This window comes from Microcoleus sp. AT8-A3, from assembly GCF_036705675.1.
Lineage (GTDB): Bacteria > Cyanobacteriota > Cyanobacteriia > Cyanobacteriales > Microcoleaceae > Microcoleus.
The window spans coordinates 1-15,766 of record NZ_JAUBVD010000004.1; the positions used below are offsets into that span (position 1 = coordinate 1).

Here is a 15,766-nt window from a genome sequence, read left to right on the forward strand (position 1 = left end):
TTGTGGGATGGGCGTCCCGCCCGTCCAAAAAGGACGGGCGGGACGCCCATCCCACTTTCAAGAGTGGAAGTTATTTATTTCTCATTCCTTAGTTCGGAGGAACTATCGGATCGTCCTCTCCAGAACTGCATTTTGTTCTGCGCTCAGCTTGGGCAATTTCCATCAAGGGGTAACTACCAACGGCTGATACTAAACTTGCCTCTACATTGGCAATAATTTCTCCCGCAGCATTGGGAACCCCCATTACTAATAATGTCAGGGGGGTAGATGAAACTATAGGTATCACAGCTCGTTTCTCCGTCAAAGAAAGGGATAAGGGAGAAGCTAGTTGGCCAACTGCGCTCTATTATTAACCAGGGGGTAGGGAGACAATTATGCAAAATTTTCAGAATAAATTTCCCCTCATCAAGCTGCAAAGCTTCTCAGTGCTTGCTTTACGGATTATTAAATTTTCTGTAAATCTTACATTGAGAGGCAATTAAATCCTAGGCAGAGTACATCTCTGAGGTAAAATCAAGTCTAATCCTTTAATTGCTGAGGCATAGTCTCATGCCAATTCCCAAACTTAGTGAAGCGACGATCCAGCATAATACCTCTGCGGCCTCCCTCAAGCGCGGTGAAACTTACTATTTAGCGGGTAATGTTACTAGCGCTGTCCTGCGTGGCAATATTGTGCAAGCAATAGTGGAGGGTTCTGCTGTGCAACCTTACCATATTACGATAAACTTTGATGACGCTAATGTGGCATCATCAAATTGTACTTGTGCTTACGATTACGTTGGGTGGTGTAAACATATTGTTTCTACCATGTTATTATGTCTGCGACAACCACAAATAATTGAGCAGCGCCCCACACTGGAACAATTACTCGATCGCCTCAACGATGTACAAACCCAGCAATTAATACAACATTTAGTAGAAAAAGAACCCTCACTCATCGATCCGATCGAACGATACGTTAACTTAATTGCTATTCCTACGCCTCCACAGCCACCTACTAAAACACCCCGCCGTACATCCATTAATCCGGCTCCTTTTCGACAACAAGTACGACAAATTTTGCGAAATGCTGTGCGTTATTTCGACGAGGGATGGGGGGAAGAAGACCCCATTACAGAAGAAGTTTTAGATGTGATTCAGCAAGCACAGGAATTGATTGCAGAGGGAGATGGTAACAACGCCTTAGTAATTTTACAAGCCATCACCGAAGCTTGCGTTAAAGATTGGGATGACGTAGAAGAATATGGCGCTGAAAGTTCTGATATAGCTAACGCTTTGGATGAAGCTTGGACAGAAGCCATTTTAACGGCTGAACTAACTGCTGAAGAAGAGATCGATCTTCAGGGGATGTTAGAAGCTTGGCAAGATGAATGGGATTGCGATTTCAGCATGAGCTTGAAAGCTTTACGCCAAGGTTGGGATGACCCCCTAATTCAAGAGGTACTTCAAGGAAATATTACGGGGCAAGAAATAGGAGCTAATGAGGCACCAGAATGTGCTAAAAGCTTAGCATTAATTCGCTTGCAAATCCTCGATCGCCAGGAACGCTATCAAGAATACTTATACTTAGCGCAAGCAGAAAACTGCTCTCAACAATACTTGACGATGTTAAGTCGTTTGGGGAGAGTAAAGGAAGCAGTGAAAGCTGCCGCTACTCAGATGAACTCAGCGGAAGATGCTTTTGCTCTCGCTCAAAGTTTACAAGCACAGCAAGCCCAAGCTGAAGCTCTAAAAATTGCTCAAACTGGGTTGAATTTGTCAGGCAATTGCCTTTATAAACTAGCAATTTGGACGAGTGAGTTGGCTGTTGAGTTGGGAGAAAACGAAGTTGCATTAAATTCTAGAATGCGCGTCTTTGAAATCAAACCATCCTTTGCCGATTATCTTTTAGTGAAGGAGTTTGCAGGAAACAGTTGGTCAACTGTGAAAGCAAATTTGTTAGCAACTCTGAAAAGTGATAGAAGTTGGGGAGTTTCTGAAGCACAGGTTGATATTTTTCTCTATGAGGGGCTTATTGAAGATGCGATCGCTGTTGCTGATGGTTTGAGTGGCTACGAATCGGCACTGGTTCACCGAGTAATGGGGGCTGCGATCGCCCACCGCCCCGATTGGACGATCGCCAATGCTTGTCGGCTTGCTGAATCGATTATGGATCGGGGGAAATCAGAGGAGTACGATCGTGCAATTAAGTGGTTGGAAAAAGCCCGCGCTGCCTATTTACAAATGGGGCAAAATCTTCAGTGGTGTGCTTATCGTTCTCAACTTATGCAAGTACACAATCGGAAGCGGAAGTTAATGGGAATGCTGAAGAGTCCAGATTTAGATTGAGGCTGAAGTTTACCGTAAACCGGAACAAGTGAAAGCAGCCCAATAAAAAGGGTCAGCAAAAGGGAAATCTAAGCAACTAATTATTTCCAGTCGTTCCAAAGTTTTGTAATTGCGTGTTGCTGTTTCAGCCCGCTTTTCTTCCTCTTGTAGCCATTGCAGATAGTCGGGGGAACCTTCTGGATAGGAATTACGCTGGTTTTCTGCAAACTGGCGATCGCCCTCCGCCTCTTCAAATTTGCGTTCTAATAAATCACCAAGTTGGGGAGAATAGCAAGCGACAAATTCTGATCCAGAGAGCGATCGCAAATTTATTTGTGCTTGCTGCAATGCTTTTGGGCGGCTACTTCCTTGCTGCCGAAGTTTGTGATAAAAAATTGAAAATAAGGCTGTTGCTAAATCATCTACAGCCCACAGCGTACTCACAACACTCCGAGCCCCCGCACATAAAAAGCCCGTCGATAATGTCAAAATATCATCAGTAATTTCCGTAGTTCCTAACCCTGTTTCACAACAGGATAAAAACACATCAACTAAATGAGGAAGCCGCCAGCCCGGTGTCATTAACTGCCCCAAAGTAATGCTACCATCTGCCAATTGCAGTCGGGATTCTAACGGATTATCAAGGCGAGATTGAGCATGATGGCTAGAGATAATTCCCTGGACTTGTAAAGAAAGTTGCCGATAGTTGCTGACCGTTGCTTGGCTACGTCCTCGTAAGTGTTGTTCATGGCGAATATTATACAGTTTGGCAATTTGTTCACCCTCAAAACTTGCACAGGGTAAATCTTCCGTTGCATCTTCCACAATACCATACATTAGTCGATCGTTGACAGGTGGACGTTTGTGGCAAAATTCTAAAACTTGACAACTAGGACTGTAACGAATTAGAAATTTATCTCCTAAATATTGACCATTTTCTAAGGGTAAAGCAGCAAAAGGAATTTGGTGTAGGCAAAGGTGAGGAACAATAATCAGTTCCTCGATATTATTAAGGTACTGACGAATCAGGTTATCGATTTGCAGACGGCGGGAAAGTTTCGCTAAAAACTGCGGAATTCGCTTTCTCCAGTTAGCTTTACATTGTAATTGCTCTTGGGCTGATTTACTTGAATCGCCAGCCTCTAAGTAGGGTGTTAGCCAATTTTTATTAATCCATTTTTGTAAGTTGTTTCCTCGTTTTCTGGTTGTTTTGTACAAATTTAGTTCGGCTTGTCGCAAAACAAATATATATGTATCTTCATCAGTAGTGTAAAAATTAAGTATAGCTGTAGTAGGGCGATCGATGAGTTCTTGAATCGCGGTTAAATTAGGGGGAATGACTTGAATTTCGCCCGCTAAAACCGGATCTAAACGTCTTAGTTGTTCCCAAATTTGTTGTTTTTCACTTTCTAAACCTTGGATATTTTCACTAATGGCTTCTAAAGCTGCTCGATTGCGTGTACAATCCATATCAATTAGATCCTTAGCTCTAACTGCAATTAACTTCTGCTTTTTACTTGATTTATTTAAACCGGAACGTTCGCAATCTATCTGTCGTTGAATTCCTTCAAATTCTGCTAAATATTCTTCTACTTCAGAAGGTATATCTCCCTGAGAGTAAAGGTCATTACTGGCAATTAAATCTACTAACCGACGAGAGCGGGAACGTTCTACATATTCAAAAGCTTGTGGAAAATTTTTCGTATTAACTAATGCTTGTACAATATGTTCATAAAGATATATATCTTCTCCTAAAATTTCTTGGCGGCGTCGATCGGTATTAGCCCAAACTCGCAATTGTTCTAAAGCTTCAATAGCAAGACAATACCCTTCAATAGCTTCTCTCCATAGTCCTAATTTGAAGGCAATTTGACCTAAAACTTGTCCCGAAATCAGACAAAGTTGGGGGAAAGCTTGAGGAGTTCTGACTTTTAATGCTAACTTAAAGTATTGAATTGCTTCGGTAAACTGCTCTAAATTGTGGTAGAGATAACCTAAATTATTTTGTACAGTTGCCCAATTTTCAGGAAAATCTTTGAGAGTATAAACTTCTAAAGCAGCTTGGTAATAGTCCCGCGCCAGTTTTAGGTTTTCGTCAATACTTCCTTGAGTGCGATCGCTATAAGCATAACCTAAGTTTAATTGCACCATAGCCCAATCTTCAGGAAAATCTTTCTGAGTATAAACTTCCAAAGCTGACTTATAGTAAAAAATCGCCATTTCTAAATTTTCCACTTCATTTTGAATAGTGCGCCTCCTATAGGCATTTCCTAAATTATTTTGGATCATTGCCCAATTTTCAGGGTTAATTTGACGGGTATTTACTTGCAAAGCCATTTGATAGTAATTAATGGCTATTTCTAAGTTAGTATCCTCATCTCCTAGCCGACGTTCGCTATAAGCACTACCAATATTATTTTGCAGCATTGCCCACTGTTCAGGAAAATCTGAACGATTATATATTAGTAAAGCATTTTCATAACATTTGATAGCACTTTCTAAATTTTGTAAAGAATCTCCATAAATTCGTTCACTATGAGCAACTCCTAAATGCTGTTGTGTTTCCGCCCACTGTTCGGGATAATTTTCATAATTACGAACTTGCAAAGCATTATTAAAAGCTTCAATTGCTAATTCTATATTTTCGAGACGGCTACCATATTTGCGATTGAGGTAAGCAATCCCTAGATTATTTTGAATCATCGACCATTGTTTACGATTAAATGCTTTTTGATAAGATTCAAGACAGGTAAGATAAAGAACAATAGCTTCTTCTACATTTTCAGCTTGATTCCCTTGAGCATTTCTTAAATAAAAAGTTCCTAAGTTATTTTTGAGCAAACCCCAAATTTCAGGAAATTGACTATAACAGCAAGCATCTAAAGCAATTTTATAATAGCCGAGAGCTTTCTCAAGGTTATCAACTCGCTCTCCTTTAACTCTATTTTGATAGCCATACCCTAAATTATTCTGAATTTTTAACCAATTTTCTAAATAACTCTCTGGATCGTAAATAGTTAAGGCATTTTGAAAAGCAGCAATTGATGCTTCAATATTTTCGGAAAGGTCTCCTTTTAGTCTCTCTAAATAAGCAACTCCTAAGTTAAGTTGTATCAGTCCCCACACTTCTGTAAAAGTCTCAGAATTATACACTTGTAATCCTAATTCATAATATGCAATTGCCCGTTCCAAGTTATCCGAATATTTCCCCGTTGTAGAAAGATAATAGGAAAATCCTAAATTATTTTGAGTGTTCGCCCAATTGTCGGGATAGTCCTCACGATTATAAACTTGTAAAGTAGCCTCTATCAAACTCCTACCTAATTCTATATTCTGTTCTTGACTTCCCTTGAATCTGCTGAGATATGTCGCCCCTAAATCATTATGAATAAAAGCCCATAATTCAGGAAATTCTTCTTGATTACAAATTTGTAGAGCAGTTTGATAACACTCAATCGCTTTCTCAAGATTATCAGCACGATTTTCTATTTTTTGACGGTAAGCATCTCCCATATAAAATTGGATCGTACTCGATTGTTCGGGGAATTCTTCAGCACTATAAACAGTTAAAGCTGCTTGATAACACTCAATTGCTTTTTGGATATTGTCGTCTCGATTATCTTCAATTGTAATATAAGCATTACCTAAGCTCTCTTGAGTTTCTGCCCACTGTATGGGAAAATCAGTATAAGTACGGACTTTTAAGGCATTGTGAAAAGCGGCGATCGCCCTTTCAAGGTTATCTAAATTTTCCCCTTGAATACGATTGTAATAAGCTAGACCCAAATTATTTTGAATTCTTGCCCAATCTGTAGGATTATCCTCTTTTGGATAAACAGCCAAAGCAGCTTGATAATATTTAATTCCTATTTCTATATTTTCCGATTCATTTCCCTTAACACGGTGGAGATAAGCCAAACCTAAATCATGCTGAATTTCCGCCCATTTTAAGGGAGACTCTTGACAATTCCACACTTTTAATGCTAATTCAAAAGCAGCGATCGCCCTCTCCACATTTTCTTCTAAATCACCTTCATCTCTGTCAAAATAAACTAAACCTAAGCGATGTTGAATTACACTCCATAATTCCGGTTCATCGGTATCATTACAACATTGTAAAGCTAATTCATAACACTCAATTGCCCTTTCTAAATTCCTGCTACGGTTCCCAGCAAGGCGATTTTGATAAGCAAACCCCAAATGGTTTTGAGTAATCAACCAATCCTCCTGGTAATCTTCCCGATTGAGCGCAGTCGCTACTTGTTGATATCCCGCGATCGCAATTTCAATATTATTTACACAATCGCCCAGAGTAAATTCTTGAAGAAGACCACTAAAAGTGCTAATTACAGTGGCTATATCGTAAGCTTCTTCAGACTCTAATTTCGCTAAAACGTCAGTTGCCCAACTTCGCAAAAACCAATCAAAATTATCATCTAATTTATCTAAATTTTTCTCTAAAATAGGATATACAACTTCTGCATCTCCTTCACTTGCTTCGATTGCTGCCAAAACTTCTAGGAAAAAATTTAACAAGTCTTCAGAATTAGCTAATTCAGACCGAATTTTAATCAAGTCTTTTATCATCGTCGCAGCACTCCGCAGCCAGTCAGATCCCTCTTCATTTTCCTCAACTAATAACTCGTCTGCTACCTCCTCTATCACCTCTAATAAACCTTCATTAAGGATGTCTGAATAGTCATCCAAAATATCTCGTTCTTCACCTTCTGGACAGGTACGTAGCATTTCAATTAGGTGACGATAAGCAGAGTTTAGCTGTTCTTTCATGTTACCTTTTTTGGGTTAATATCAGTTTTGGCTTCATATCAATTCCGGTTGCACTCAGACATGATATATAGGAGACGGCAGTCCCGTTTCCCTACCCGGATTAATTTTCGGGACACGGGGCACTGCGCCGTGTCTAAAGCTGTGGGTAATATTAATTCCGATGGTAGGGGATTTGATATCACAGGAGTGCAAGTATCTGTATCGTTACAAATATATAGGCAAGCGAGCATGATACTCGCATTCCTAAAAAACGCTTTTTACAAAATGGGAGGTTCTCAGTTTTTGGAAAAAAACAAATATTTAATTTTTTGTTTCAATTTCCCAAACTTCTGCTAGTTTATTTAGCAGTTTTTGGGCTAATTGTTGGCGGTGTAAATCTGCGGAGATAACTTTTTCTTCTCGACCAATTTCTCCAATAAAAGCCTGTTGTTCAGGAGAATAATCAACTTTTTGATAATCAGGATTAATAGGAATACTAGCGACTAATACATCTGCTCCTGCATACCGCCATTTAATGGGTTTAGTAGTTCGGTAAATGCGCTCTAATTGAGCGATAATTTCTGAAAAGTTTTGTGTTTCTAAGAGTTGTCGCACTTCTACGGCTACTGGATCGTCACTTCTCAAAAACTGATTTCCTAATTCCAGACGATAGAGATGATCGATCAGATCATCTAAGTTTTGGAGTTGGGCAATCTGGATCTGGCTTGGCAATGCAGAATTATCCAGTGATGGGGTAAATCCTAGCAGTTTTCCTGAGTCTAATTTTTCCCCAAATTCCACTATTACATAGCCGATTCTGTCTTCTATGGCTGCTGGTGGAACTACGATCGCACTTTCTCCAAACCAAACCGGGCGGCATTCTAATTTACCCATCCCTGGTAACACTAAATCAGCAATATCCCACTGGGCACGGACGACTGGATGCCAACTATCGCCTTGAATTAAATCGGGTTCGTAGGCTTGCCATTTGAGGTAACTATAGACAACATAAACTGCTAAAGTATTCACATAAACTCGTTTGGCAGCCTCATGCTTTGTCAATTCAGGAGCGAGTTGCAGAGTTTCGGCAGCAAATTTTCGAGCGGTGCGGTGAGCATCAGTACCTAGTGGAACTGTCAATAGCGTTGGGTTTGTGCTTTGCATAATTTAATCTTCTCTTGTGTATCCTAGCTCTAATGCGATCGCTTGGAGCAAGGGGCGACAGTTCCTTTCCCAGTGTGATTTTAGAGTTTGGTAGTTGATGTTAAATTCTTTGGCGATCGCAGTAAACTTGTCAGGCGTGGTTTTAAACAGCACCTTTAATGTGATCACTTGACAGTTACACTCTGGATGATTTTTAGGATGACAGGAGCGAAATTTCCCATCGGGGTCTTCTTGGACGTATTGTTCTAGCTGTTGAATAATATTCTGATAATTTTCTTGCTCTAAAAGTGCGATATAGCCATCCAAACCACTGCGGGTAGGAGGGGAAAAACTTGTTTCTGAAAGCACATCCAGCAACGCGGTTGTAGTATCTGAGCCTCCTATGAGGGCATCTAAACTGTAGGTGGGCGGTTGAGAAGGTAAATTCAAATCCTTAATGCGCCACTCTAGGTAACTATTTATCCATTGTCGCAGTCGTCTTGACACATTCGGATCGCTAAGCTTGAAGTTCGAGCAAATGCTTTTGTTCACCCATACCCAGGTTTTATTTAAGGCGTCTAAATAATCGGGATGTGCAGATCGCAGTAGTCCGGGAAGTTCCTGCAGTTCGGCGAGCAATCGGTTCATCGCTTTGCGCCTTTGGGAGCTGTTTTGGGGATACTCGCATACCTCCTCAATTAGTTGGCGCAGCAGTTGATCCATAGGTGTTAAATTAATTATTTGAGTTCTAAAATCATTGTTGCACCGCTTGGAGATTCTCCGCTAACCAAAGGATGCTCTGTGTTCTGCGTAGACCCAAAAGTTAGAGTTAGATCGTGTCCGATCGATAAACCATAATATCCCGGTCGGGGCGGGTTTTTGAGATTGTCCATTATTGGCAGGTATTGTTGGTGAACCCGCCCTTACAAAAATCCCGATCGCTCGACCGGACAGGATATTATATCAATTGCGGTTTTCACTCCTCATGACTGTTAATTGTTGATTCGGGGTCGCAAAACTGAATGATGGTTGAGTGTTGAATGTTGACTCGATTGTACGCCCGACGATGAAGCGCGAATATCACAGATTTCAGATTAATTCAAGTGTCGATCGATCGTCACAATCGAAACAGGCCGCAACGCATCAAAACGAGTTGAATTCCCCCCAGCCACAGAACGCGATAACTGCACTTGCACGATTCGGTAACTCCAGTGCGGTTCCCGACGCACCCGATCGCCAATCCAGCTCAAAACAGTAGCAATATCCTCAAAAGCATCCAAAGCCAGCACGATCGAGCCTCCAGGAAGCAGCCGCAGCGCGCAAACGCCCAAAATTTTAGTCAACCCTCCGCCACTACCGCCAATAAAGATCCGGTGCGGAGGACGCAAGCGGTGCAAGATTTCCGGGGCAGTTCCGTGAATCGAGAACACATTTTGCAGCCCAAAACGGCCATAGTTGAACTCGATCGCAGAAGTACCAGAAACCGTTTTTTCGATCGCATACACCTCAGACTGCGGGAATAAACGAGCAATCTCGATCGACACAGAACCGTTACCAGCACCCACATCCCAGACAACTTGTCCCGGTTGCAAAGCCAATTGTGCCAAAACCAACACCCGCACTTCCCGTTCAACCGTCAAACCCGGCTTATCTCCACAACCGATAAAAGCTGCATCCGGTATTCCCAACAAAGGCAACTTTTCCAAATCCAAAGGTTCCGTCCCCGGCGGGGGTTCCCGCAGCATCACCACCACGCTCAGCGGTGCAAAAGACTCTCCCAGCAAAGCTTCCAGAGACTTGGGGCTTACCCGTTCCTCGGCAGCCCCCAAATTTTCGCAAACCCAAAACTTGTAGCGTGTCGGCAAATCTAGAGCTTTCACCAAACTTGCCAGTAAAGCCGGAGTATGAGCTTCGTCCGCCAGCACCGCAATCTTCTCCACACCGAGCTTCAGCTTCGCCGTCAGCTCCTCAAAATAGCGTCCTTGAGAGCCTACACAATGAGCATCTTGCCAAGGGATTTGCAAGCGGTTAAAAGCCAACTGCACAGAACTGACATGGGGGTGAAACGTCAATTTTTCTGCCGGCAATTGGGAAATTAACAACTTTCCCCAGCCGTAGAACAGCGGGTCGCCGGCCACTAAAATTACGATCGGTCGATCGCGGGGTTCCACCGTCCCCGCAGAGGGCTCTAATTCGGCTTGGGTCGCCCACCAGCGCCGAATTTCCAGAATTGCTTCGGTCAAATCTTCCAACGCCCAGCGCTCTCCGTCGTGCTGGGGAAAATAGCTCAAATGGCGCTCGCTCCCTATTAGCAGAGCGGCCATTTCTACAACCTGCCGCGCCGATTCGCTCAGCCCAGCAGCTCCATCTAAACCTATACCAACAACGTTTACTGTCACTTTTTAAGCAAAAAGTAAAAAACCAGAATTACTGATTTTTCCTGGTTTTTCATAAATTGTTTCCTTGACTTTAATGTCAAACAAAAATAATTAAAGCATTTAGGATCGTCAATTAAATAATTTCCCTTTTTTCTTGTGGGATGGGCCTAAGAGCCCGTCCTTTCTGGGCGGGCTCTTAGGCCCATCCCACAACAGTCATGAAAAGTGGATTTTATTTAATTCTGATCCCTTAATAGCCAATATCCTGACTATTGTCACAGGGGAGAGGGGGAGAGGGGGCGAAAGAGTGGGAGATGGGAAGAGTGGGAGATGGGAAGAGTGGGAGATGGGAAAAAATCTTCCTTCTTCCTTCTTCCCTCTTCCTTCTTCCTTCTTCCCTCTTCCTTCTTCCCTCTTCCTTCTTCCTTCGTTAAAACTCAAAAACAGGCCATTCCGGTTGCCGGAGATAGGTGGTCATGTCGTCAAACTTCCGCAGTTCCACTCGGTGTACGGACAGTTCTTGGGGCGTGTCCAGCCATTGCTCGTTTAACTCTGACAGCAAAGCGCACAAGCGATCGCGGTCAAGGTTCGGCCCGACATCCCCAAAATAAGCCAGAGTAATGTGTGCCGTAAAATGATATTGCTGTTCGATTCCCAAAGCCATTAAATCGGGATTTTGATAGATCGATCGGCGAAACTCCAGAATTTGCTTGTAAGAGTTTTCGTCCGTCGGTGCCAAACAAACACCCACAGCTCTAGTCATCACCATCAACCCCAGCACTATCCAGCGAATGGGAGCGCCGCCCGCCAAGGGTTTGCAGGCGGCAAAACGATCGGCCATGCGCGAGCGCAGTTGCTCCTCAAATTCGGGATTTTTATCAGAGGCATCTCGAAAAGCGCTGCTCCAGATCAAATCGGCTACGGTTAAATGGAAGGTATCAGGAGGCAGTGCCACGAGCGAACCCTCCGCTATTTCCTGCAATAGCCGTTGTTGGCTCGAGTGCAAATTACTATAAAATGCAGCATTTTCCGCATCTTCCCCCGCAGGGGGCGTAATCACCGAATAACCTGGAAAAGGTACAGGATCTCTGCGGCCAGTTTCGTCGGGCTTAAATTTTGGAGATTCCTGAATGTGTTCCACCTGGGACTTGTAGGAGTCCAGCAGCGTCATTCGCGCCACCCGATTTACGTAAGCTTGATAAGTATCATCCAATCTTGATTTCCTCGCGGTGACAAACTCCCACACCAAATTTTATATTATGGTGCGGGCTTCCAACAGTCCTATTCAGGATATGTTGGACTTGCGGAACGTGCAACTGTGATTTTTTGGGCTACTGAGCGTTCTTTATGCAAATTTACCTGTTTTGGGGGGAAGACGACTTTGCGATGGCCCAGGCTGTGACCAGTTTGCGCCAAACAGTCCTCGACCCCAACTGGGCTAGTTTTAACTATGACAAGATTATTGCCGATCGGGCCGACGCTGTGGTCGAAGGGCTCGATCGAGCCTTAACGCCGCCCTTCGGTACCGGCAGCCGTTTTGTCTGGCTGGCAAATACGACTGTAACGCAGCAGTGCTCTCCTGAACTGTTAGCGCAATTTGAACGGACACTGCCGGTGATTCCCCCTACCACCGTGCTGCTGCTGACATCCGTCAAAAAACCCGACAGCCGGCTCAAATCTACCAAGTTACTGAAAGAGTCCGCCGAATTTCGAGAATTTTCACCGATTCCGCCTTGGAATGACAAAGAATTAGCCCAGCGGGTGCGTCAAGTCGCAGGCGAAATGAACGTAAAATTGACCGCCACGGCGATCGAACTTTTGGCCGAATCCATTGGCAGCGATACTAGACAGCTATACAGCGAACTCGAAAAATTGCTGCTGTTTGCGGGCAACCGCAGCCAACCTCTGAACCCGGAAGAAGTTGCGGCACTGGTACACTGTCACGCCCAGAATACCTTCCAGCTAGCCGATGCGATTCGCGAGGGCAATACCTCCGCCGCTTTGGATTTATTGGCAGGCTTAACTGGCCGCAGCGAGCCTGGTTTGAGGATTGTGGCTGGCTTGACTGGTAAGTTTCGGATTTGGCTGTGGGTAAAGGCGATGATCCAAGCGGGCGATCGCGATGATAAAATTGCTCAAGCTCTAGAACTAGGCAATCCGAAACGAGTATACTATTTTCGTCAAGAAGTCAAGAACGCCAGCTTAGAAAAACTGCAAAAAAGTTTGCCCTTGCTGCTAGACTTAGAAGCTTCTTTAAAGCGGGGCCGGGAAGAAATCTCAACCCTGCAAACCAAAGTTATAGAACTTTCTAGCTTGTTTCGCTGATGCGCGACAGGGCACAGAATTGGCCCCTTACTGTAAATTTTTACAACAAATTTCGATAGTGGCTATGTGCTTGATGCCCGATCGCAGGCCAAAAGGTCAATAGATACTAGAAATACTCTCAGAATGCCAAAGTAGAAGTTAATGTGGTAAATAAATATTGTCCGCCGAATGCCGATCGGTTAATATTATTTGCCGGCTCTCCACCCCCCCAAAAAAAAGAGCGCTACCCATGACACAACACAACCCGCGGGAACTGCTCAAGCAAGGCGATCCAAAAGCGATCGCATCTAGCATCAACCGTACACTCAAACCCAAAGGCATCAACGCCGATGTGACGCGGGACAACGGCTGCCTCCACATAATTCTGGAGGCAGACAAAGTACCGGATCAAATGGTATTGGTCGATTTCATCCGCACCGGCATGACGAAGCTGGGACTCGAATCAATTCACACTGTAAAGGTTTACGGGCGTCGAACAGGTGACGGTGAGCCTGCGTGGGAAGATGAAATTGATCTGATGCCTGCAAATTCAATGCCTTACCCCTTGGATAGTGGAATGCCTGACGACTCTGTAGGTTTAAATGATGTCGAGCCCGAAGAGGAAGACTATTATCAAGAAGGAGAATTCGATCGAGATGACGACGAGGAAGACGAAGACGAAGACGAAGAGCAAGCCCCGCCTCCGAAAAAACAATTTCCCAAATGGGTAATACCTGTGGGTATCTTAGTACCTCTGGTGGCGATCGCAGGGCTTTTCTTTACTAAAACTTTCCCCTTCGGCGACTCTAACCCAGAACCGATAGCCCCCGAAGCTGCTTCCCCCTCCCCCCAACCCTCATCTCCCCCTTCTAAAGCCGCTGCATCCTCGACCGCCACATCTCCGGGCACCCCACAGGCAGCCTCCCCTGCACCAAAACCCGCTCCCACTGCTACAGCGCCAGCAAGCCCAGCTCCAGCCTCACCTGCACCAAAAGCCGCCGCGCCTAAGCCTGACTCTTGGAGGGAAGCCGTTAACACAGCTCAGAAGGCAGCAATTTCGGCCCAGACGGCTCAGTCTCAAAATGAGTGGATCGCAGTAGCAAGCCAGTGGCAACAAGCGGTTAAGCTCATGAGAGCCGTACCGTCAACCAGCCCTAACTATCAAAAGGCTCAGCAAAAAGCGGCAGAATATCAGGCTAACCTGATTGTTGCCAACCGCAGGGCAGCAGCAGCGCCTTAAGAGTTTTGAGTTTTGAGTTGAATACTCGATGTGCTAAAAGTCAAAAGTCAAAAGCCAAAAGTAAAAAAACTTGTTTTTACTGAAAGCTTTCTTACTTTTGACTTTTTTCAATTTTATTAAAATTTCATTTAACTTTACCTATTGCTCTGACGGCGTGACAACCCCGTCAGCCTGGTTGCTAAGGATCGCGAATTAAATAACTTACAATTTTAATTGTTATTGTGGGATGGGCTCTTAGGCCCATCCCACTTTCAAGAGTGGAAGTTATTTAATTCTCATTCCTAAACACAGAGCTTAGTTTAAATTTGTTCTTCCCCTTGATTAAAACGCTGAATTCCTTGATTTTTATCTACGCGCACAATAGCATCTTTGGGAATATTGAGGATGCCTGTAAATGAATTTTGGCTTACTTTGAAAGCTTCTTCCTTATTTTTGTAGTCGGCAAGTTCGCGCTGTAAATTGTCAATTGTCTCTTGAAACCGAGCGGCTTGTCTGAGCATTTCTTGTTCTGAAAAGTCCAGCAATTGAATCAGATTAGCCACCTGATATTCAAGTAATTGGGTTTCGGCAATATTGTTATTAGTAACAAAAAATTTAGAAATTCCTGAATAGTCAAAAACACTTTTTTTTTCGGGCATAGATAATGCGGTTTTGACACTAAGTGCCAAATCTTTAAACATTTCAGCCGTGCTTTGGGGAATTTTAACTTTGAGGAACATCACTACCGCAAACACACTTCCTGACGGCAGAAGTCCCCCAAATGCCAAGACAGACTTGACGTGGTAGGGGATAATTAAAGAATTTTGCTCAGGAATAAAGGGGCTGCCTTTTGCCTCTGATACGTGAAAAATATTTAATACTGCGGGTTCTAATTGCAGGAACCTTTCTCGCTCTATTCCGAGGAATGTAGGAATGTCTAAACCAAACTGCCGGATTATTTCCGAAATCGCCGGCATTTGAGCCACTAATTTTGTGCTAACTAATGGAATAGCTGTATTGTCTGCTGCGGTGTGCCGAGAATTCCACTGCGGTTCTGTGCCTGCTGCTGCTAGCAGAGTCCAACATTTCATGTCGGCGGCGGGGGAATTGCCCTTCATCAAGCGGCGCGCGGATTGTTGCAATGAGTCTTCTAACTCCCCGTAGGGATGAGTTTTGAACAAACGCACTAAAGCACAGGTATTTTCTCCAGTTTGCGAATCGCAAAAATGTCGGTAAATATAGTTAACAATCTTCTGGCTGCTGGCTTCCATACTAGCAGTATTTCTACCGAACTGGCGCAGGACTAAGCTGCATTTCGCCATGTCTTGCGGGGTAAATAAGGTAATATCGTACATTAAAAAATGCTCTCCAAGAGCTCAAACACTGTATTTCATTTATCGTTAAGGCCGCTAAGCCATCCGGAATCCTACTGAGAGTTTTGAACAACGTGTTATATCAAATCCGGTAGCATCGGAATTATTCCTCTCTGTATTCTCTCCCTCTGCGTTCTGGAGCGCCCTCTGCGGTTAAATCATTCCGATACAACCGGAAACGATATTAGTTAAAATATGTAGAAAATTTGCCCGCCAAATGCAGCGGTTGTATGGCAGGATACAGAAATTAAGATTAAAAAAAAATCTATCCCCTA

The 15,766-nt window shown here is 43.7% G+C and carries 10 protein-coding genes; 3 read left to right on the top strand and 7 right to left on the bottom strand.

The window, feature by feature from the left end:
* Positions 1–88 precede the first annotated feature (88 nt).
* Positions 89–286 carry a hypothetical protein gene (locus QUB51_RS03605; protein WP_333259614.1) on the bottom strand — a complete coding sequence of 66 codons (198 nt, stop codon included), beginning with the start codon at positions 284–286 and terminating at the stop codon, positions 89–91.
* Between the two features lie 263 nt (positions 287–549).
* Here QUB51_RS03605 and QUB51_RS03610 point away from each other — a divergent pair, with 263 nt between their 5' ends.
* Positions 550–2,328: an SWIM zinc finger domain-containing protein gene (locus tag QUB51_RS03610; RefSeq protein ID WP_333259617.1), complete on the top strand. Its 1,779-nt coding sequence runs from the start codon at positions 550–552 to the stop codon at positions 2,326–2,328.
* 9 nt (positions 2,329–2,337) lie between these two features.
* Here QUB51_RS03610 and QUB51_RS03615 read toward each other — a convergent pair whose 3' ends face one another.
* From QUB51_RS03615 to QUB51_RS03635, 5 genes are all read right to left on the bottom strand, one after another.
* Positions 2,338–7,095, bottom strand: a complete 4,758-nt coding sequence (locus QUB51_RS03615) for a CHAT domain-containing protein (protein WP_333259621.1) — start codon at positions 7,093–7,095, stop codon at positions 2,338–2,340.
* 300 nt (positions 7,096–7,395) lie between these two features.
* Positions 7,396–8,238, bottom strand: coding sequence for a DUF1822 family protein (locus tag QUB51_RS03620; protein ID WP_333259624.1), 843 nt, complete (start codon positions 8,236–8,238; stop codon positions 7,396–7,398).
* Positions 8,239–8,241: 3 nt separating this feature from the next.
* On the bottom strand, positions 8,242–8,940 hold the full coding sequence (locus tag QUB51_RS03625; RefSeq protein ID WP_333052382.1) for a hypothetical protein: 699 nt from the start codon (positions 8,938–8,940) through the stop codon (positions 8,242–8,244).
* 371 nt (positions 8,941–9,311) lie between these two features.
* Entirely contained in the window at positions 9,312–10,616 is a 1,305-nt protein-coding gene (cbiE, locus tag QUB51_RS03630; protein WP_333052384.1) for a precorrin-6y C5,15-methyltransferase (decarboxylating) subunit CbiE, read from the bottom strand.
* A 409-nt stretch (positions 10,617–11,025) separates the two neighbouring features.
* Entirely contained in the window at positions 11,026–11,766 is a 741-nt protein-coding gene (locus QUB51_RS03635) for a DUF1868 domain-containing protein (RefSeq protein WP_333052683.1), read from the bottom strand.
* A gap of 176 nt (positions 11,767–11,942) precedes the next feature.
* Between QUB51_RS03635 and holA the strand changes: the two genes are divergently transcribed.
* Both holA and QUB51_RS03645 read left to right on the top strand, forming a co-directional pair.
* Entirely contained in the window at positions 11,943–12,920 is a 978-nt protein-coding gene (gene holA / locus QUB51_RS03640; protein ID WP_333052388.1) for a DNA polymerase III subunit delta, read from the top strand.
* Positions 12,921–13,149: 229 nt separating this feature from the next.
* Positions 13,150–14,139 carry a hypothetical protein gene (locus QUB51_RS03645; protein ID WP_333052389.1) on the top strand — a complete coding sequence of 330 codons (990 nt, stop codon included), beginning with the start codon at positions 13,150–13,152 and terminating at the stop codon, positions 14,137–14,139.
* A gap of 299 nt (positions 14,140–14,438) precedes the next feature.
* Here QUB51_RS03645 and QUB51_RS03650 read toward each other — a convergent pair whose 3' ends face one another.
* Entirely contained in the window at positions 14,439–15,473 is a 1,035-nt protein-coding gene (locus tag QUB51_RS03650) for a histidine kinase (RefSeq protein ID WP_333052393.1), read from the bottom strand.
* Between the last annotated feature and the right edge of the window lie 293 nt (positions 15,474–15,766).